The sequence below is a fragment of the Proteinivorax tanatarense genome, from assembly GCF_040267685.1.
GTDB classification, from domain to species: Bacteria; Bacillota; Proteinivoracia; order Proteinivoracales; family Proteinivoracaceae; genus Proteinivorax; species Proteinivorax tanatarense.
In genome coordinates this window covers 1,967,281-1,986,859 of the sequence record NZ_CP158367.1, presented here as the reverse complement: position 1 = coordinate 1,986,859, position 19,579 = coordinate 1,967,281, and the positions used below count along the sequence as shown (strand labels likewise).

The following is a 19,579-nucleotide window of genomic DNA, read 5'->3' as shown; positions in this document are numbered from 1 at the left end:
CACCTGATATAACAGTATTTTATATAGATGATTTTAAAAATACCCCGAATTATCGAATTGCCACTTAGAAAAAACAAGTATGGGGTTAACTGAACACTTAGTATAGGGGATTGAAAAGCTTTTAGACACTTAATTGCTAATCTAAGCTTGTTTAATCTTAGACTAAAAATATACTTTTTCAAATTGTTCACTTCTTAAAATTAATTATAATATCAAACAGTATTTTTGACAAATAGCTTAAACTGGGTCATGTATATTTAAATAATAAAAGAATCCCCTTAGGGATTCTTTTATTATTTACTTAATTCTTGTGATACAGTCTCGTTAACCTCTTTCATAAGGCCCTCGAAGTTTTCTTGAGCTTCAGCCATATTTTTAATGGTAAGGTTAAGCTTCATTTCATTTTGCATGTTTTGAAGCTTTTCCATGTCTGCTGAGTCAGGTTGTTGTCCGCTGTATTGAGCTTCCATTACCTTCTGTTGTAGCTCCTGAAAGTTCTGTACCAAGTCTTGAGCAGTTGGATCTAATTTTAATCTAGATTCGGCTGACTTTAGAGCCTCAAATTGCTCAGACTCTTTAATAAGGTCTGCTAGTTCTTGAGCTTTTTCTTTAATCAAAGTAACACCTCCAATGGTCTCAGTTTAACACTTCTATATAGGAATTTCAAATCCTTTTTTAAAAGGGAAATATTTATGATTTTACAATAATGTAATATAACTTTAAAAATTTTTTTCAAAAATAATAAAATAGTTTGCTACTCTAAATATTTAATATATACTATAAATAAAGGGTTTCATAAATTTCATAAGAATTTAATCAGAAGCTTAAAAAATAACTTGTAAAATATGCTATAGGGGGGATCTGTTTGACAAAACAATTATATGTTATAGGAGATATTCACGGACGTCTTGATCTTTTAAAACAATCTCTGGAAATAGCAGGAATTATAGATAAAACATCTAACTGGATAAAGAAAGATACAGTTTTGGTGCAGCTGGGGGATATCATAGATAGAGGGCCCCACTCTTTGAAAAACATTTTGTTTTTAGCAAAATTAGCAAAACAAGCTCAACAGTATAATTCTAGTGTAGAAGTTATGTTGGGCAATCATGAACTAATGGCTATTTTTGCAGGGATGGGAAATAACTATGCTAAATTTCACTGGTTTTTTAATGGTGGGGACTGGGTATATAAAGAATGGAGTGATAAAAAAAATTGTCAAAGCCCTGTACCAGAAATATTTTACAATGAGTTTTCGCCAGAACGTTCCTATGGGCAAATAATAAGCCAGTATAAAGTTGCCTTTAAGCATAGCGGCAATTTATTTGTTCATGGAGGAATCATAGGGGAAAATCGCAGTATTAGGCAACTTAACAAAATTCTGCATCAAACTTTTGCAAACAAATCTAAGCATCTGTACGAAAAAGATATCTTTAGTCGAACAGGGCCTTTTTGGATTCGTAACTTTTCAGAGCAGGCATTAGCAGAGCAGTGTGAGGAATATGATGTAAAAAGGCAAATAGTTGGTCACACTCCTAAAATGGGTTTAGAAATATCCCAAAACGGCAAACTGGTATACGCTGATTTAGGTATGAATCAAAACCAAATGCCTTTTATCATTGAGATAGATAACAGTCATATAAAACTAAAAATAAATAATGACCAAAAAAAACTACCCTTAGGTGAAGATGGAATAATGAAGGTTGTCAGTAAAGAAAAAAATTATCCATTTACTAAGCCTAAATACGACATAGGTGATTTAATTGATTTATTTATAACTGAAGACGGGGATTTTAACGTCCAACTTAAAATACTCAACATCATTAAAGATGAAAAAATTATCTGGTATGCAGGAGAGTTTATTTTTAATGATAACGGCAAGAGATTTGTAAAGGTAGGTAAGTGGCCAATCGGCCATGTTGATAAGCATGGGATAAAGTTAAGTTAACATAAATTAGATAGCTAGAAAGGAGAGGGAAATATGGAAGAGACAATAAGATTTGCAAAAAATAATGATAAGGGGCAGATGCTTGATATTTGCCGCAATGTTTGGGGGGGAAGAGATTACTTATTAACAAGTATTGACAAATGGTTAGAAGATGAAAATGGTTTAATAGCTGTAGTGGAAAAAGATGGAGAGGTAAGAGCTTTTTCTAAGTTAGCCTTTGTGTACAAGAAACATGGTTGGTTAGAAGGACTTAGAGTAAAAGAGGAGCATAGGGGAAAAGGTTATGCCTATTTGTTGACCAAATTCTATGTTGAAAAAGCTAAAAAAATGCAACTTGACTCTTTGCGTTTTGCTACCCACAAAAATGCCATAGGAAGTATTAAGTCAGGGCTAAAATACGGGTTTGAGGTAAAAAGCAAATATTATTCAGTGTTAAGTAATAATCCCAAACAGCTACCGCAAAAAAATATAATTAAACATAGTAATGATTATCAGCAAGCACTGCAGCTAATGCAAAACGTTGAGGAGTACAACTTAACTGAGGGGCTTTACTTTGACATGCATTGGAAGTTTATACCTATAACAGAAGAGACAGTTAAAGACCTATGGACAAAACGAAGAATTTTGGTGACAGAAGATGGCCAGAGTGTAATGGCATATAAAAAAGAGGGGGATGACGTTCGCATCCTGTTCTATGGAGGGACTATACAAGGGGTACAGGACCTATTAACAGAAGTCATACGCCAACATAAAGACTTTGAGATAAAAACTATGCTAATTCCCAAATCAAAGCATATAGATACATTTATAAAAGCAGGTTTCCATGAAAGGGATCAAGAAGGAATAGATAAAGAACCTAATGCTTTGTTATTTGAGCTTAAATTCTAAAAAGAGAGTATATAATACACTAAACTACCTCAAACTAACTGAGAGGTGGTTTAAAATGTCAATAAAAGAAATTCAGCAAAAAACTGTAAATGTGCAACATAAAGTGTTACAAGTACCCACTCAGGAGTACTTGCAAAAAGTAAAAGAGTATCCTGAACCTTATAGCCAGGAAGCTCTTCAATGCTTTGCTTCTGATTACTTAAAGTCTATAGAGGATAATGGCATCATCGGTATGGTAAGATATGATAAAGAAGATAAAAATATAATTATCGATGCTGCTGTTCGTTATCCTGAAGATATGTCCTAATTCAATCCGGACTCTTAGTCTGGGTTGAATTTTAACTGATAATTTTAAAATGTGGGAGGAGTTATTCTTGAAACAAAAAATAAAAGAGGAAATTACCAATTTGCAAGAGAGATTCTTTGAAATTAATAAATTTATCTACGAAAACCCTGAACTAGGTGATGAAGAATTTAAAGCAGTAGAAAAATTAACATCTTTACTTGCCGACCATGGATTTGTAATAGAAAAAGGGATAGCTAGTCGACAAACAGCTTTTAAGGCAACTTATGATAGTAAAAAAACAGGTCCTAGCGTAGCTTTTTTATGTGAGTATGACGCTTTACCAGGAGTGGGACATGGATGCGGTCATAACATGATTGGGGCTATGGGAGTAGCTGCGGGAATAGGTTTAAGTAAAGTAATTGAATCTTTAGGAGGTAAAGTAGTTGTATTTGGCACACCTGCTGAGGAAACCAATGGAGCTAAAGTTGATATGGTTAAAGAAGGTGTTTTTAAGGATATAGATGTGGCTATGATCCTCCATCCTTCAGCTGGCAAATCATATGAAAGTGGTTCTTCACAGGCTATGGATGCTATACAATTCGAGTACACAGGAAAACCTAGCCATGCCGCTGCAGCACCGGAAAAAGGGATTAATGCACTGGATGGAGTAATTATGTTATTTAATGGTATTAATGCTTTACGAGAGCACGTACCCAGTGATGTTAGAATTCATGGAATTATAAAAGAAGGAGGAGAAGCGGCTAATATAGTGCCGGAAAAAGCTGTAGCCCAGTTTTACATAAGAGCAAAAGAAAGAAAATATCTTAACGAAGTTGTGCACAAGATAAGAAACATAGCTAAAGGGGCAGAAATGATGACAGGAGCTACGGTTAGTATTAGCAACTATGAAGCCTCCTACGATAATCTTAAAACTAATAATGAGCTATCCCAAACTTTTAATAAAAACTTAAAGCAAGCTGGGGTTGAAGATATAGAAAAACCAAAGGGAGGGGCAGGATCTATTGATATGGGAGATGTTAGCTTAGTTTGTCCCGCTATACATCCCTATATCGGATTAGACCATCCAAATGTAAATGGACATTCAAAGGAAATGGCTGATTTAACTGTAACAAAGATAGCAAAAGAAAGATTAATACAGGGAGCTATAGCCATGGCTTTTACTGGTTTTGATGTAATAAAAGATAAACAACTTTTAGCCAAAATAAAGGAAGAATTTAAAACAAATTAACTTATCCAAAGCTATTAACTTCCCGAATGTGTATCCCTTATAATAAAAGATTTTTCTTACACAGTTCAACTCTTAGCCCATATAATGAAATAGAGGGGGTGCGAGAGTTGTCCTGTGAAATCAATGTTGTGAGTATAGATGCCATAAAACTAACGCCAATTAACAAAAAAAGCAGAGTGATGTTAAATATACATGTGATTTTTCATCTTATCCATGAAGTCAATGATGATACCATGGTTATAAGCGGTAGCGTTGACATACCAAAAGATATTGTACTAGTTGTTCCTTATAATAACCCCAATAATATTTTAGGGAATTTTAAGGGAAAATGTTTAAATGTAGATGTGATGGATGACCATATTTTAGTAGATGTTGGAATTTTTACAAAAATATCGACTGTTTTAAATTGTTGCCTAGAAGTACCTGTTGCTAAGTGTGAAGTTATCAATGATTCAATTGAATTTGAGAAACACCAAGTTTATGTTAATAAGGTATATGACGCCTGTGTACAAAAAGATTGTAAAACAGGTAGAGTAGATTTGCCGCTACATTCACCTGAACCTCACGCAATTTTACCATGTGTTCCGCCAATTGCAAGAACTATAGGTTTTTGGGGAACAGGGAGAGGTGGTATAAGAAGGCTGATAGCACAAAATGTAATAAATTTAGAGGAGTTTATCACAGAGGTTGTAATCCCAATCGTAGGACCTGGTGGACGCTCGGAATTTTTAAACGAGTTTTTTGATGACAACCTATTCCTTCCAGAACCTGACATTCAAGGAATTTATCAGAGATATATTGAAATATTTGAAACTGGCCCACCGCCTCTTTTAAACAATTTAGCAAGGCAGCTGTTAGCAACATATGTTAACGTTCAAGCGACGGAGGTTGGATTGTTGCCACCAGATCAAGTTTGCTTAGATGAGGATACGACTTTTTACCGTAAATCTGTAGTTTTTGAAGAAGGGCAGGAGTGCGACTTTGAAATAGACGATACCGAACCACAGCTAGTAAGAGATGTGTTAGACAATATTGAACAAATTTTAAATGAGTGCTGTCCTGACCCATTCCCTGGCTTAGCTTGTGATGATTTGGATATGAATCAAATTTCTCAACTGTTAACAATCGTTGATGACATCAATAATTCTTTTGTATTTGTAATGATGTAGCACAATCTAAAAGCAGTTATCCAAAGAGTTGGATAATTGCTTTTTTAATAGCAATAATTTAAACTAAGTGATAGAAGAAAGGAAAGGATGAAAAAGATTGAAGACATTGCTTATAGGAATAAACGCAAAATATGTACATACCAATATCGCTATACGATATTTACATCAAAAAGTTAAAGATATAGTTAATATAGAAAGTGAAATCTATGAACCTTCAATAAATAATCACCTAGATGAAATTTTAGCAGAAATCTTCAGGAAGAAACCTGAAGTAGTAGGTTTTTCTTGCTACATATGGAATATATCGATGGTTCTAAAAATATGTCAAAGTTTAAAGCAGATTCTACCCAGCACTGTTATAATTCTTGGAGGACCAGAAGTAAGCTATGAAGGAAAAGATTTTTTTCAATCACATCCATATGTTGATTATATAATCAAAGGTGAAGGGGAAGAAATCTTTTCAAACATAATAGAAAAACTAGCTGATGGTTTGCCAGTTTACAATAGTGTTGGTCTACTGACTCGAGAGCATGATGGAGGTTACTGCGCTGAGGTTAGTGTAAGTGATTTGCCTTTCCCCTATGCAGGAGAGGATATGCAACAATACAAAAATAAACTTTTATATTATGAGGCAAGTAGAGGTTGCCCCTTTAACTGTTCTTACTGTTTATCATCTACACATAAACAAGTTAAACTTCTTCCCATCGAGAGAATTAAAAAAGAACTTAAGCACCTAGCTCAGGCAGATGGAACCATAAAATTTGTGGACAGAACTTTTAATTGTCAAAATTCACGAACCATAGAGATACTCCAATTTATAAAAGAGCTTGAAACCGGTTCAACATTTCACCTAGAAGTTACAGCTCATTTACTTTCTATGGAAATCTTAGAAATTTTGTCAGCTATGCCCAAAAATAGGGTGCAACTTGAGATAGGAGTACAATCTACGAATCCAAAAACCATAAAAGCAATTAATAGGACTACAAACTTTAGCATTCTTAGCGAAAAAGTGCAGTCTGTTAATCATATGCAAAACATTCATCAGCATTTAGATCTTATAGCCGGATTGCCCTACGAGGATATTGATAGCTTTAAAAAATCCTTTGATAATGTAGTAGACTTAAAACCCCATAAGCTTCAGTTAGGATTTTTAAAGATGCTCAAAGGTTCTAAAATAAAAAAAGAGGCGGAAAAGCATGGGTATAAATATAACAAGTTTCCACCATATGAAATATTAGAAAATAATTATATGAGTTATAGCGACATAAGTTATTTAAAGGATATAGAAGCAGTAGTAGAAACGTATTACAACAGCCATAAATATGATTCCACAATAGCTTTCATTTTAGAAAAATACAGTAGTAAATTTAATTTTTTTGAAGATTTGCACCATTTTTTTGTGGAAAAGGGGTTGTTAAATAAAAACATCTCCCACGACGACAAGTTTAAAATTTTGCTGGAATTTGGGCAAAATAAAGTTGATAGAATAGTTATTGAAGAACTACTGGTATTTGATTATCTTCAACATAAAAGAACCCACAGGTTACCTAGTTTTTTCCGGCAGCAGGCTAAATTGAAAGATACGGTGTTTGAGTTTTTAAAAAACGAAGAAAATACTGCAAAATATCTTCCCAGCCTAACAGGAAAAAGGCCAACAGAAATATATAAAAAAATTGTAGTGGAAAAGTTCTGCTATAATCCCATTCATTGCAAAAAAGAAACTACCTTTGTTTTATTTGACTACACCCAAAAGACGGGTCTGTTTGAACGACCGGCTGTTCATTTAGTTAGTCTTTAAATAATGATAGCGAAAGCCCCAGCAACTTAGGGGAAACTGCATAATGCCAGATCTTAACCCCCTACTAGGTAGTTGGGAGGTGCTTTAAAACTTTAGAAAGCCGTTATATAAAAATTTGTAGGGTTTTGTAATCTTAAACTTGGGAGGGATAAAATGCGTTGGAAAATACACACAAAAGACAGGGTGGGTATGGTACTAGACGTACTAAATATCTTCAATAACCATAAAGTAAATATACAAGCAATGGAAGTTCTTCCTAGAGAAATTTTTATTAAGTTTGATGCACAGCAAGGACAAGAGAAATTAAAAATTGAGTTAGAAACTGATCGTGATATTGAATTTATCGAAGAGATTACTGTACTTCCTATAGAAAAAAAAGAAAGACAGCTGTCGGAAACCATTGAAGCTGTTTCCGAGGGAATTATGTCCATAGACCAACAGGGTAAGGTAAACGGTTTAAATCAAGCAGCTCAAACTATTTTAAATCTCTCCGCAGATAAAAGTTTGGGGAAACATGTTAGTAAGGTGTTAAACAAAGATGTACCTATGTTAAAAACATTAAAATCTGGCATAGGTTACGAAAATAAAGAGATGATTTTAAAAATTAATAACAGGCAGGTTCATTATTTAACTACAGGAAAACCTATTAAAGATGATTACGGAAACACTATGGGTGTAGTTGCAACCATGCAGGATATGAGACAAGTAAGACAGTTGGTATATTCGCTGACAAAGCCTAATGACATAACCTTTGAACAGATTGTTTTTAATAGTGAAAAAATGAAACAACGGGTTGAGCTAGCAAAACTATCGGCACAAAGTGAGGCCACTGTTCTTATACAAGGAGAAAGTGGTACAGGAAAAGAACTATTTGCTAGAGCTATACATAACTATAGCGAGAGAAAAAATCATCCTTTTGTTCCCATAAACTGCGCAGCCTTACCCCATACACTTTTAGAAAGTGAGCTCTTTGGTTACCAAGGGGGGGCTTTTACAGGAGCTAGAAAAGAGGGAAAGCAGGGTCTGTTTGAGTTTGCAAAAGGGGGGACAGTTTTTTTAGATGAAATTGGTGATATGCCGATGCATATTCAAGTGAAAATTTTACGAGTTCTTCAAGAAAAAACAATAAGGCGCATTGGATCAAATCAAGAAATACCTATAGATGTAAGAGTTATTACTGCAACAAATAAACCACTTCAGCAGTTGGTTAATAATAATAAATTTAGAGAAGACTTATATTATAGAATCAATGTTATACCTATAAATATACCACCTCTAAGAGAACGACCAGAAGATATAATAATGTTAGCAAAATTTTTCTTAGATAAATATCAGACAGTTATGGATAAGCAAGTCGGTGCATTTAGCGAAAAATCAACACAAGCATTGCATAATTACTATTGGCCGGGAAATGTAAGAGAATTAGAAAATGTGATTGAAAGAGCTGTAATATTGACATCAACACACCAAGACATTAATGTTGATGCTTTAAATTTAGAGCAAAATTTTAGCAAAGAAGCAGATGACAGAAGGACATTAAAAGAAAAAATAAATGAACTAGAAAAAAAGCTTTTGGTAGAAGCTGCAAAAAAATATAAATCAACTCGAAAAATTGGAGATGCCTTAGGAATATCCCATACAGCAGTAAGAAAAAAGCTAAAAAAACACAATTTGGAAACAAAAGTTTGCAGAAGCGGAACGGAAGATTTCCAAATAAAAGAGCGCTAAACAAGGAATTAGCCAGATTTTAAGAATGTATGGAAACAAAAAGTTCCGAAATGTATTTATATTAGTGTGAAAAACCAAATTTATAGGGGTGTAAATGTTGGTACGGATATTGCTAATAATATAATTAAAGGCTAGGTAATTGCAAACGACCAGATTTTTTCCCCTGCCCGAGTATATCACTTGACACTAGGTGTCGGGGTTTTGGGATTCTCTATAAAAACACATATTGGGTTTTAAGAGCTGGAGAGTTTTGCAATCGCCTAAATTAACACTTATTAGGAGGAATTTTTATGACTAAAAAACACGATTTTAAAACTTTAGCTGTACATGCTGGACAAAAGCCAGATAAGCTTCATGGCGCTTTAGCTACTCCTTTGTATCAAACATCTACGTTTGTATTTGACAACGTTCAACAAGGTGCAAATCGATTTGCTGGCGAAGAAACCGGATACATTTATACCCGTTTAGGTAATCCAACTCAGGCTGTATTAGAGGAAAAAATGGCGGCACTTGAAGGTGGAGAAGCTGCTTTAGCTTTTGGCTCTGGGATGGCAGCAGTTTCTGCGGTGCTTATGTACTTTTTAAAAAGTGGAGACCATGTTGTTCATTCTGATGCAATTTATGGCTGTACTCACTCATTTTTACATGAGATAATTTGTGACTACAATGTTTCTGCTACTTCTGTAGATACATCCGATGTTCAAAAAGTTAAAGACGCTATTAAGCCGAACACAAAAGTAATTTATTTAGAGACCCCAGCAAATCCCACTATGAAACTTTGTGATATCGAAGCTATTACCAAGATTGCTAAGGAAGCGGGAATTGTTGTTATCGTTGATAATACATTTATGTCTCCATACCTGCAAAGTCCATTAGAGTTAGGTGCTGATGTTGTCCTTCATAGTGCCACAAAGTATATTGGTGGGCATGGTGACGTAGTTGCTGGACTATTAGTTGGTAGTAAAGAAATAATGGATGGTATTAGAATGACCACTTTAAAGGATATCGGTGGAATAATTGCACCATTTGATGCTTGGCTGTTAATTAGAGGATTAAAGACATTAGCTGTAAGAATGGATAGAACTTGTGAAAATGCACAAAAGGTAGCTGAATTTTTAGAGCAGCACCCTGCTGTTGAAAAAGTACACTACCCAGGACTTCCGAGCTTCCCACAGCATGAACTTGCTAAAAAGCAAATGAAAGGCTTTAGCGGACTTATTTCTTTTGAACTTAAAGGTGGATATGATGCAGGGGTTAAACTTATGAACTCAGTTAAGCTATGCCAGCTAGCAGTTAGCTTAGGTGATGTTGATACTCTTATTCAACATCCAGCGTCTATGACCCACTCTGTAGTCCCGGAAGAAGAAAGGTTAGAAGCAAAAATCACTCCTGGGCTAGTTAGATTATCAGTAGGAATAGAAGATGTACAAGATATTATAGAAGACTTAGAGCAAGGTATAAGTTAAATAAAAATGTTGAGAGCTCTGCTCTCAACATTTTTATTTAAACCAATAACATATCCATCAAATAAAGGTATTTACATCGCAGATTTTATAAATTACTATGTCTAAGCCATGTTACCAGTATCCCCTAAAAGGGTAGAGAGTGACCTCTGTGTCGATCTTTTAGATTAACTTAGTTGGAAACATTTTTTGCGTAGTTACCGTGGGTATTTTCTTCTATCGTGTCCACAAAAACAATCCTAATGTCGTCGATTAGGATTATTTTTTATGTTCCAACCCTTTGATTGAATAAGTTATAAAACCTTAAGAGTTTCCGCCTTCTCTTTTATAGTATAAATTTAATAAATAGGGACAATCTATATGCTAATACTTTTTTTTGAGGAGACAGATATGAAACTTAAAAAAATTATATTTATAACTACTATTCTTATTTTCATTAGTACATATACACTTGCCCATGAAGGTATTTTTATAAATAGAGATATCAGTTCAATAGAGAAAAGTTGGAAGATAGAAGATATACAACATTCGAAGGCTATTTATAGTCAGCTACAAGAGGAGTTACAAGTGGATTATTACAGGTTCCAGGGTTTACAGGAAGAAGAATATTATTCACAGGTATTAATACCTCAAATTGAAGGAAATCATAACTTTATGGTAACTAAACTTTTAATAGGTGAAAATTTACCTTCCATAAATGAACAATATAATGATATAGTTCCCAGTGGATATGGAGCAATACCTGTTGAACCAGGTAATAGTAGAGAGGAGTTTTTTGAGCCTTTTACTCAAACCTCATACTATAAAAAACAACAGTTTTCCTTTCAACTAGAAGAAGATGGAACTTATTATATAGCGGTTTTTAATTCTCACGGGCAGACAGGGAAATATGTACTCACATTGGGGGAAGAAGAGGATATGAGTTTTATGGAGCTAATTACATACCCAGTAACATGGTTTAAGGTTAATTGGTGGTTCAATCCTTTTAGACCTATTGTTATGATGATAATTATAGGAGGTTTGATTTTTCTGTGTATCAAAGTTATTCAAGGAATTAGAAACAAAAAAAGTTAAGCTACTGTGTAAAGTTCTTGTACCTTGTTAAGGGCATCAAGAACTTTTTATTTTAATAAATTAAACTAATTAAACTAATTAAACTAATTAAAAAAGAGGATGTTGTGCATAATATATTTAGAGTTTTTTAGTTGCCAAAAGCCGATAGCTAGTATGCCAATTATATTTAGGGGAGAAAATCCTACTGACTAAAGTTTACTTTATCGCAAAAAGGGGTGTTAGAAATGGATTTTAAAAAACCCAAAAAAAACTTAAACAAGGGAAAGCCTATAGAAAAAGAGGTTGATGATTCTATAGATGAGAAAGGCCTTGTTTCAACTACTTTAGAGGTTAATACCAAGCACTTAGAAACTATCTTTGAAGATACAATGGACTTTATTTTGAGGCCGATGGCAATGGGGGCAAGAGGCGAACTTAAGATGGCCGTAGGTTACCTTGAAACCATGACAGACAATATTTCGATAAGCAACTATTTTTTAGAAAACTTATCTACATATAATTACAGTGTCCCAGAAAAAGCAGAAGACAAGTTTAAAGATTTAGGTAAAATACTAGAATCTATCCCCGCAGCTTTAGACATTGAAGAAAGCGATAGATGGGATGATGTATTAGAAGGTATAGTAGAAGGAAAAGCTGCCTTTTTTTTAGAGGGATATGACAAAGCTTGGATAGTTGAGGCAAGGATGTGGCAGGAGCGCGCTGTGGCTGAACCACAGGTAGAAGCTGTAGTACAAGGCCCCCGCGAAGGATTTGTAGAGGGGCTACAAACAAATGTAAGTTTAATTAGACGAAGGTTAAGAACCCAAGACCTGATGACAAAACCTATAACTGTAGGAACTACAGCTAATACCAATATTGTAATTTGCTACCTAAAAGGAGTAGCTGATGAAAAGTTGGTTGAAGAAGTGGAAAAAAGGATCCAAAAAGTTTCAATTGAAGGAGTTATTTCCGGCAACGTAATTAATGAGATGATAGAGGATACTCCCATGACTCCATTTAAAACAATTGCCACTACTGAAAGACCAGATAAAGTAGCGGCTAGCCTATTAGAAGGTAGAGTGGGAATTATTACTGAAAACACTCCTTTAGCCATGATTGTGCCTTCAGTTTTTTGGCAATTTTTTCAAGCTAGCGAAGATTATTATGAAAGGTTTCCTATAGCAACTTTTAATAGAATTATGCGCATGTTTTCATTTGTATTGGTATTGTCTTTAACAGCATTTTATGTTGCCATTGCTACATATCATCAGGAGATGATTCCCACCCAGTTGGCAATCACCATGTCATCTATAAGAGAACCGGTTCCTTTTCCCACCGTTGTAGAGGCGTTGTTACTAGAAGGAATATTGGAAGCTTTAAGAGAGGCGGGTCTCAGGCTTCCATCAGCTGCCGGACAGGCGGTGGGAATAGTTGGAGCACTGGTAATGGGGCAAGCAGCCGTGGAAGCTGGCTTAGTTTCTCCTCAAATGGTAATAATAGTTGCGGCGGCAGGAGTTTCCTCCTTTTTAATTCCTGACTTCTCTTTTGTGGTTTCCCTTAGGTTGTTAAAATTTTTACTGATATTGCTAGCCAGTGTTTTTGGGGTTTTTGGTTTAGTTATGGGTCTGATAGCAATAATGCTCCATTTAAACGCCCTTCAAAGCTTTAATATCCCATTTATGACTCCTGTCACTCCATTTAAGCTTAGGGATATGAAAGATATATTTGTAAGAGCGCCATGGTTTGCTATGGGTAAAGAAGGTCCTTCAGCTGATGATAGCGAGCAGTCTGAAGTTAAAAGCTCCAATGATGAGAACAACGAACAATATGGTGGTGAAGGAAATGAAGAAGATGATAACAAAGAGGGTTAAGAAAAGATTTCGTCAGATTATAATTCTTTTTTTAACAATAGGAATGATTATTCCCACCTCAGGATGTTGGTCTAGAAGGGAGTTAGAAGATCTTGCCTTTGTGTTGGCAATGGGAATAGATAAAGATGAAGATGGTATTAGCATTTTAGCCCACATCGGTCAAGAAGGTGGAGGTGATATGGAAGATGAGGAAGGGGAGGGTGCCATGGTTTTGGAAGGAGAAGGGCAGACAATATCAGATGCCTTTGATAACCTTTTTTCTAAAAGTAATAAGCGTCCCTTTTTGGATCATATGAAAGTTATAATCATAAGTGAAGATTTAGCTAGGGAAGGCATCGAACCTATTATGGACTTTTTTAGAAGAGATATAAGAGTACGGGGAAACACCACTGTGATGATTGCTAAAGAGGATAGCTTAGAAGAAGTATTAGAGTTTGAACCTGACTTAGGAACCCAACCGGCACTCTTGTTAGAAGAAACGTTTAGATATAACTGGGAGCGTTCTAGAGTCTTTAAAAAAGATTTTTTTGAGGTAGTTATAGATGTTTTAGAGGAAGATAGAGAACTATTTCTTCCAATGGTCGATGTTTCTGAAGAGGAGCAACTTATAATTTCAGATACCGCTGTATTTAGAGGTTATGAAATGGTTGAAGAACTAAATAACAAGCAAAACTTAGGTCTTTTATACTTGCGCAGCGAAGTACGTCATGGAACTTTAACTATAGAAACAGATGAAGATGAATTTGTGTCTCTTCGCATTGAGGATACTGATTTAGAAATTACTCCACTGGAGGATGAAGGTCAGATCGTGTTCCATATTGAAATAGACCAAGAATTGGCTATCACCGAAAGTAGTAGTCAGCTTTCCATCGACGAACTAGAAGAACTTGCCAGTGAGTTTATCCAACTTACAGTGCTAGATACAATAAACGTAGCTAAAGATATTGAAAGTGATTTTTTGGGTTTTGGAAGTATATATAGAAGGGCTAACCCCCAGCAGTGGGATTTGCAGCAATGGTTAGACCAATTTCCAGAAATTGAAGTGATTATTGATGTAGAAACTAATATAAAAAGTACAGGTCAAATTATAGCTTAGGAGGCAGTGGCATGGAAAAAAGTAATTTAGTAGCAGGGGAAATTTTTTTTGCTGCTATTAGTGTAGTGCTGGCATCAGCAGTGCTATTTTTGCCATTTTTGATGGCAAAAATAGCACTGCAGGATGCTTGGATTTCTGTAATACTAGGCACTGCAGCGGCAATCCCTTTTGTAATGATTAGCATAGCTTTGCTTTTGAGATTCCCAGAAAAATCTATAATAGAAATATTAGATGAACTGCTAGGTAGCATACTTGGCAGGGTCGTTGGCGTGATTTATGCAATTACCTTTTTGCTTTCGTCTGCTTTAATTATCAGTCAAGTAGAGGAATTTATAACAATTTCATTGATGCCAGAAACTCCTGCTATAGCAATTCGTGTGCTATTTATGCTAGTAATCTATATGGGTATATACGAGGGAGCATTACCTATTGTTAGAACCAACGTATATGTTATGCCGGTGGGTTTTATAGTAATATCTCTAGTTATACTGTTATCTATTCCAAACATGAGCGGAGAAAATCTGACCCCTGTACTAGCAGGTGGAATTTTTCCAGTGATAGAGGGAGCTTTTCTTGGCTTTGCTTGGCTCTGTCAAATTCCTCTTGTAATTTTAGTTTTTTTTAAATACTTAAACAAAGATAAACTAAAACCTATATTGAAACTAAAAGGTGCTCTGACTGTAGTTGCAGTAGGATTTGCATTACTTTTGGGTGCTTTGGCAACTATGGCGATTTTTGGACCGCAGCAAACTTCTACGATGTATTATCCTTCATTTAATATGGCGAGGATAATATCAATAGGGGGATTTCTAGAGCATATTGAAGTTATATTTGTCGGAGTGTGGATAGCTGCTGCTTATATAGCAAGCACACTGTTTGGATTCATGGCTATCATTACAATAACCCAAATAATTGAGAGAAAAAACTATAAAACCATACTGGTGCCAACCACTGCAGCCTTATTTGTGTTACCCAGTTTTATAATAAGAGATATTAGTCATTTAATTTTTGTGTTAGATAGTTATTTTCCTATAGCTATGATTTCTTTAGGAGCAATTGTTCCTTTAATACTTTGGTTAATTTCCCTTGCAAAAGCAAAAGGAGAACCAGAATACCCTGAGGAAAAAGAAAATAGTAGAAAGGCAAGTTAACAAAAAAATAAAGTGGATTCGAGCTGGTTTAGTATAGAACTCGATCCACTTTTTTGGAAGCAAATGTATTAGTTAACTTTGATAACAGATAAATTATATTGACATTGGTTCGTGTGACAAGGGAGCGAAAACCTGGAGTTTTAATAACTTCAAAGGCACGGTCAAAGTCCTCATCTTTAAATTTATCAACATATCTTCTCATCATTAAAAGTTGTTGATTGCGCCTCAGCCACATATGAGTAAGTTTTGTAAAATCTTTGCCGTTAACTATGCTTTGAGCAGCAGCAGCGCCGCTAGCTAAACATTCAATGGAACCAAATGCGAATAAAGGGTCTAAAAATCCTCCCGCTAGACCAACAAAATATAAATTTTCTACCTGATGTTTACTAACATGACCAATGTTATGGGGTGTTTCGTAAAACTCTTCATATTCCACATCCCAACCCAATGAATCAATGAAGTTATCCCAGCACAACTTTGCCCCATATTCTCCCACCTCTAGCATGTTTAAAATTAACGAACCTTTTCTATCATTCCAGGGGACGAAATATCCATATCCACTTTGTGAATACGTTTTTTCCATCCACATGCCGACGGTTTTGGGGTCGAAGTTGCCCTTAACTGTGGCACCTCGTACATATCCTGATATATCAGTTTTCCAAATACCACAAAGTTTTGGAATTTCCGGTGTTCCAGTGGCAACTACTACGTGATCATAGTTTTGGGAAAGCTCTCTAAAGTTTGTGATAGATTCATACTGAATATCTGTTTCTATATGAGATTTAAGTTGTGAGGTTATCCCCCTTTCATCGGGACCGGATAGAAAAATATATCCTAGTTTTCCCTCTAGGGTGGCGGAGTTGTTAGCGGTATAGAAGTTAACCCGCCTAATCTCTTCCATCGCCCTTAATTTAAGCCCATACTTTTCTTTAAGGTGCATTACAGGGTCTTGTACCGGCCGGTACATTAAATTTATCCAACCCAATGTATGGTTGAATCCCCTAGAACCTGTTTGTTTGGCCATCTCAAATATATCTGGTTGGACACCCATTTTTTCAAGTTCATAAGCGCAAGCAAGTCCTGCTACTCCTGCACCCATAATTGCAACTCTAGGATTTTTTTTCACTGTTTTACACCCTCCTTGGGATAAAATACAGTATCGATTTTTTTGGATACTATAGTATTGGCAACGTTAGATAGAAGATTAATAATATTGATATTTGATTTTGCAGCAACGGTTCTAAACCCAGGAGTTTTAAGATAGTCCAGCATTTTGTCAAAGTCGTCATTTGTAAATTTATCAACATATCTTCTTAATCTTAATGTTTTTTTATTTCTGTTAAGCCATAAACTAACTTCTTTGCTGAAGTCTGCCCTTTTAGCAATGTGCTTAGCAGCAGCTCCACCACTTTCAATAGTTGCAATATTTCCAAAGGCAAACAATGGATCTAAAAAGCCACCAGCAGCTCCAGTAAAGATTAGGTTGTCGTAAAAATGTTTATGAACATGACCTAGGTGATGGACTTTTTCCCATACTTCTGCTATTTCTACATTCCAGTTAATATCATTTAAAAACCTATTCCAGCATATGTCAGCCCCTTGAAGAGTTACTTCAAGCATATTGAGTATTAACGAGCCTTTTCTGTCGTTCCATGGAACAAAGTAAGCATAGGCATGCTGAGCATATTCGGTGTTAAACCACATAACAATCGTTTGAGGGTCAAAACTACCATAAACTGTAGCACCCCGTACATATCCAGCCACATCAGTTTTCCACAACCCACATAACTCAGTTATATCCGAGTTGCCATTTGCTATGACAACGTGGTCATATTCCTCCGATAAATCTCTAAAATTAACAACTTGATTATATTGAATAGGGGTTTTAATTTTGGGTAGTATTTGATAGTAAAGAGAACGCTTATCTGGGCCAGATAAATGTATATATCCTAAATCTCCTTCTAGTGTTGCTGAATTATTTGGAGAGTAAAAATTAACTCTGCGAATTTTTTCTATGGGCCTTAAATTAAAACCATATCTTTTTTTAAGATAAATTAGTGGGTCTTTAATTGGTCGATACATTACATTCATCCAGCCTACTGTATGGTTGATTCCTTGACCACTAATTTGGTCCATTACTTCAAAAACATCCGGTGTTATTCCAAACTTTTCAAGCTCATAAGCACAAGAAAGGCCTGCAATTCCAGCTCCCATTATTGCAACTTTGTTTTTATTTTTGGACATAATAAAAACCTCCTGTGCTTATTATTTGAAGAAAACCCAAAAAAAATAAGCTTCAAAATTTGTCAAATTAAAAAAAGCAAAAGTGTCTTGACATCAAAAAAAAAAGTGGTATACTATAACATGTAACTAAATTGGGGATGTAGCTCAGCCGGGAGAGCGCATGTCTGGCAGACATGAGGTCAGGGGTTCGATCCCCCTCATCTCCACCAATCAAATGCAGTCATACCAGGCTGATTCAGAGTTGGAGAATTTCTGATAGAAATTGGATGACAGTTTTATGGCAGCATTGCTAGTTTGAAACTAACAAATTACTTAAAAATCGCTAAAATTTACGACATTTTATATCTAGAAGTAGTATCTTTTTTTGGTGACGACTCGTCCTCGTCCAATAAAGATACTGCTTCTTTTTTTGCCTGTTAAATAAATGCGAATAAACCCTTAAAGTAAATGAAGCATTATAGTGTCCAAGCAACTCTGAAATAGTTTTTACATCAGCACCTTTGCGGATTAGCCTAGATGCAAAAGTATGAGGTAACTGGCAAGTAGAATTGGATAATTTTTGTAAATAATTTTCCTGATCTTTTTTCAGTAGCTTTTGATTCAACTCTTCTATACTTGATACCCTAGGTAGAGGGACTAAAAATTTTTTCTAGAATAGCCAACTAAGTTTACTAAATTTTCTACAAGACCTTTACGTTTCCTTTAGCATGGTTACAAAACTCTAGTTCAAAGGAATAATGGGCATTAGAAAAAATTTATCCTGTGGTTTTGCTACGTTCCCAAACCCTTTTTAACTGCAACTTTAATTACTCGTCTGTGGAGAAATCTATAAAATAAAAAGTTGCGATTTCTAAAATTAAAAGAAGAACGCCAGGACTTAGAACAAGAAATAAAGTTAAAAACAGTTGAAGCTGTAAAGAATGGAAAGATTAAGTCAGCAGGGTTTTGGGAGTTCAAAAAGGTTTGATAATAAATAAAAGCCGCTTGTTACGCGGTTTTTATTTATTACTTACGATAAATTTAAAAAATTCAGTCATAAAAGTAGGATTTTTCGAATTACAATAGAACATAAGCAATAAACGAATGCTTAAAAAAGGGGAGAAATAAAAAATATGTTTTTATCTGCCGAAACAGTTGTTTCCTTACTCTTTTTATTGTTTAGTTTCTGTTTTTTACTCAAAATATGCTTTAAAAAAATTAAAATAAATAAGTACGCTCAAAATCCAGAATGGAAAATTTCTGACTCACCTATAGTATTATTTATTACTATATTTTTTGGGATAATAGCTGTAAGAGGTGTCTTTATTGGCATCATTGGAGCAGAGTATGTTTATGAATGGGCTATGATTAGTGTTTTTTGTGTGTTGTTTTTATACTTTCTGCAAAGCAAAAAAATCTATACTAATGGGCTGAGTACAAGAAGCGACTTTTATAGTTGGAAGGATATTGATTATATAATTGTGGGCACAATATCAGACTTTAAAATTTATCTAAAGAAAAGAGATACTATAGGAAGACAAAAAGTTTCGATATCTGTAAAACCAGAAGATCATGAAAAACTTATTACTAAACTTAAAGAAAAAGGTATTACAGTAACACATAAAAAAAATAGCGCATAGGAGCGCTATTTTTTTA

At 34.9% G+C, this 19,579-nt stretch carries 17 protein-coding genes, 1 tRNA gene and 1 pseudogene; 15 read left to right on the top strand and 4 right to left on the bottom strand.

Translation table 11 applies throughout. From position 1 onward, the window contains the following. Nucleotides 1-293: 293 nt before the first annotated feature. The gene (locus PRVXT_RS09865) at nt 294-617 is read right to left on the bottom strand and encodes a YlbF family regulator (protein ID WP_350342704.1); all 324 of its coding nucleotides are present in this window, start codon (nt 615-617) and stop codon (nt 294-296) included. A 248-nt stretch (nt 618-865) separates the two neighbouring features. Between PRVXT_RS09865 and PRVXT_RS09860 the strand changes: the two genes are divergently transcribed. The 12 genes from PRVXT_RS09860 (at nt 866) to PRVXT_RS09805 (ending at nt 15,700) form a co-directional block, all read left to right on the top strand. Continuing rightward, nucleotides 866-1,948, top strand: a complete 1,083-nt coding sequence (locus PRVXT_RS09860; RefSeq protein ID WP_350342703.1) for a metallophosphoesterase — start codon at nt 866-868, stop codon at nt 1,946-1,948. A 33-nt stretch (nt 1,949-1,981) separates the two neighbouring features. Further along, nucleotides 1,982-2,836 (top strand): GNAT family N-acetyltransferase, encoded by an 855-nt coding sequence (locus tag PRVXT_RS09855; protein ID WP_350342702.1) that lies wholly within the window; start codon nt 1,982-1,984, stop codon nt 2,834-2,836. A gap of 55 nt (nt 2,837-2,891) precedes the next feature. Beyond that, nucleotides 2,892-3,143 carry a hypothetical protein gene (locus PRVXT_RS09850; RefSeq protein WP_350342701.1) on the top strand — a complete coding sequence of 84 codons (252 nt, stop codon included), beginning with the start codon at nt 2,892-2,894 and terminating at the stop codon, nt 3,141-3,143. Nucleotides 3,144-3,210: 67 nt separating this feature from the next. Further along, a complete protein-coding gene (locus PRVXT_RS09845) occupies nt 3,211-4,371 on the top strand; it encodes a M20 family metallopeptidase (protein WP_350342700.1) in 1,161 nt (386 codons plus the stop codon). A 107-nt stretch (nt 4,372-4,478) separates the two neighbouring features. Then, on the top strand, nt 4,479-5,540 hold the full coding sequence (locus tag PRVXT_RS09840) for a hypothetical protein (RefSeq protein ID WP_350342699.1): 1,062 nt from the start codon (nt 4,479-4,481) through the stop codon (nt 5,538-5,540). Between the two features lie 97 nt (nt 5,541-5,637). Continuing rightward, the gene (locus PRVXT_RS09835) at nt 5,638-7,338 is read left to right on the top strand and encodes a B12-binding domain-containing radical SAM protein (protein WP_350342698.1); all 1,701 of its coding nucleotides are present in this window, start codon (nt 5,638-5,640) and stop codon (nt 7,336-7,338) included. Between the two features lie 153 nt (nt 7,339-7,491). Continuing rightward, complete coding sequence (locus PRVXT_RS09830) at nt 7,492-9,066, top strand: sigma 54-interacting transcriptional regulator (protein ID WP_350342697.1); 1,575 nt, start codon at nt 7,492-7,494, stop codon at nt 9,064-9,066. 290 nt (nt 9,067-9,356) lie between these two features. Next, a complete protein-coding gene (gene megL / locus PRVXT_RS09825; RefSeq protein WP_434064293.1) occupies nt 9,357-10,532 on the top strand; it encodes a methionine gamma-lyase in 1,176 nt (391 codons plus the stop codon). Between the two features lie 387 nt (nt 10,533-10,919). Beyond that, nucleotides 10,920-11,603, top strand: a complete 684-nt coding sequence (locus tag PRVXT_RS09820; protein WP_350342696.1) for a hypothetical protein — start codon at nt 10,920-10,922, stop codon at nt 11,601-11,603. 224 nt (nt 11,604-11,827) lie between these two features. Further along, on the top strand, nt 11,828-13,453 hold the full coding sequence (locus PRVXT_RS09815; protein WP_350342695.1) for a spore germination protein: 1,626 nt from the start codon (nt 11,828-11,830) through the stop codon (nt 13,451-13,453). Beyond that, entirely contained in the window at nt 13,425-14,549 is a 1,125-nt protein-coding gene (locus PRVXT_RS09810; RefSeq protein ID WP_350342694.1) for a Ger(x)C family spore germination protein, read from the top strand. Before PRVXT_RS09815 ends, PRVXT_RS09810 begins: the two co-directional genes overlap by 29 nt. Before the next feature lie 11 nt (nt 14,550-14,560). Then, entirely contained in the window at nt 14,561-15,700 is a 1,140-nt protein-coding gene (locus PRVXT_RS09805; RefSeq protein WP_350342693.1) for a GerAB/ArcD/ProY family transporter, read from the top strand. 28 nt (nt 15,701-15,728) lie between these two features. Here the strand turns inward: PRVXT_RS09805 and PRVXT_RS09800 are convergent, their stop codons facing one another. Together PRVXT_RS09800 and PRVXT_RS09795 are read right to left on the bottom strand one after the other, a co-directional pair. Next, entirely contained in the window at nt 15,729-16,826 is a 1,098-nt protein-coding gene (locus tag PRVXT_RS09800; RefSeq protein WP_350342692.1) for an NAD(P)-binding protein, read from the bottom strand. After that, nucleotides 16,823-17,944: an NAD(P)/FAD-dependent oxidoreductase gene (locus PRVXT_RS09795; RefSeq protein WP_350342691.1), complete on the bottom strand. Its 1,122-nt coding sequence runs from the start codon at nt 17,942-17,944 to the stop codon at nt 16,823-16,825. Before PRVXT_RS09795 ends, PRVXT_RS09800 begins: the two co-directional genes overlap by 4 nt. A gap of 133 nt (nt 17,945-18,077) precedes the next feature. Between PRVXT_RS09795 and PRVXT_RS09790 the strand changes: the two genes are divergently transcribed. After that, nucleotides 18,078-18,153, top strand: a tRNA-Ala gene (locus PRVXT_RS09790). An 85-nt stretch (nt 18,154-18,238) separates the two neighbouring features. Continuing rightward, a complete protein-coding gene (locus PRVXT_RS09785; RefSeq protein ID WP_350345177.1) occupies nt 18,239-18,364 on the top strand; it encodes a hypothetical protein in 126 nt (41 codons plus the stop codon). A 10-nt stretch (nt 18,365-18,374) separates the two neighbouring features. Here PRVXT_RS09785 and PRVXT_RS09780 read toward each other — a convergent pair. Next, nucleotides 18,375-18,548 (bottom strand): annotated as a pseudogene (locus PRVXT_RS09780) (tyrosine-type recombinase/integrase); the annotation flags it as partial. A 508-nt stretch (nt 18,549-19,056) separates the two neighbouring features. Between PRVXT_RS09780 and PRVXT_RS09775 the strand changes: the two are divergent. After that, nucleotides 19,057-19,563, top strand: a complete 507-nt coding sequence (locus tag PRVXT_RS09775; protein WP_350342690.1) for a hypothetical protein — start codon at nt 19,057-19,059, stop codon at nt 19,561-19,563. Nucleotides 19,564-19,579 lie beyond the last annotated feature (16 nt).

Coding starts and splice junctions, on each gene's coding strand:
- PRVXT_RS09855 (WP_350342702.1), top strand. CDS start 1,982: ATGGAAGAGACAATAAGATTTGCAAAAAATAATGATAAGGGGCAGATG.
- PRVXT_RS09850 (WP_350342701.1), top strand. CDS start 2,892: ATGTCAATAAAAGAAATTCAGCAAAAAACTGTAAATGTGCAACATAAA.
- PRVXT_RS09830 (WP_350342697.1), top strand. CDS start 7,492: ATGCGTTGGAAAATACACACAAAAGACAGGGTGGGTATGGTACTAGAC.
- megL (WP_434064293.1), top strand. CDS start 9,357: ATGACTAAAAAACACGATTTTAAAACTTTAGCTGTACATGCTGGACAA.
- PRVXT_RS09820 (WP_350342696.1), top strand. CDS start 10,920: ATGAAACTTAAAAAAATTATATTTATAACTACTATTCTTATTTTCATT.
- PRVXT_RS09815 (WP_350342695.1), top strand. CDS start 11,828: ATGGATTTTAAAAAACCCAAAAAAAACTTAAACAAGGGAAAGCCTATA.
- PRVXT_RS09810 (WP_350342694.1), top strand. CDS start 13,425: ATGAAGAAGATGATAACAAAGAGGGTTAAGAAAAGATTTCGTCAGATT.
- PRVXT_RS09805 (WP_350342693.1), top strand. CDS start 14,561: ATGGAAAAAAGTAATTTAGTAGCAGGGGAAATTTTTTTTGCTGCTATT.
- PRVXT_RS09795 (WP_350342691.1), bottom strand. CDS start 17,944: ATGTCCAAAAATAAAAACAAAGTTGCAATAATGGGAGCTGGAATTGCA.
- PRVXT_RS09775 (WP_350342690.1), top strand. CDS start 19,057: ATGTTTTTATCTGCCGAAACAGTTGTTTCCTTACTCTTTTTATTGTTT.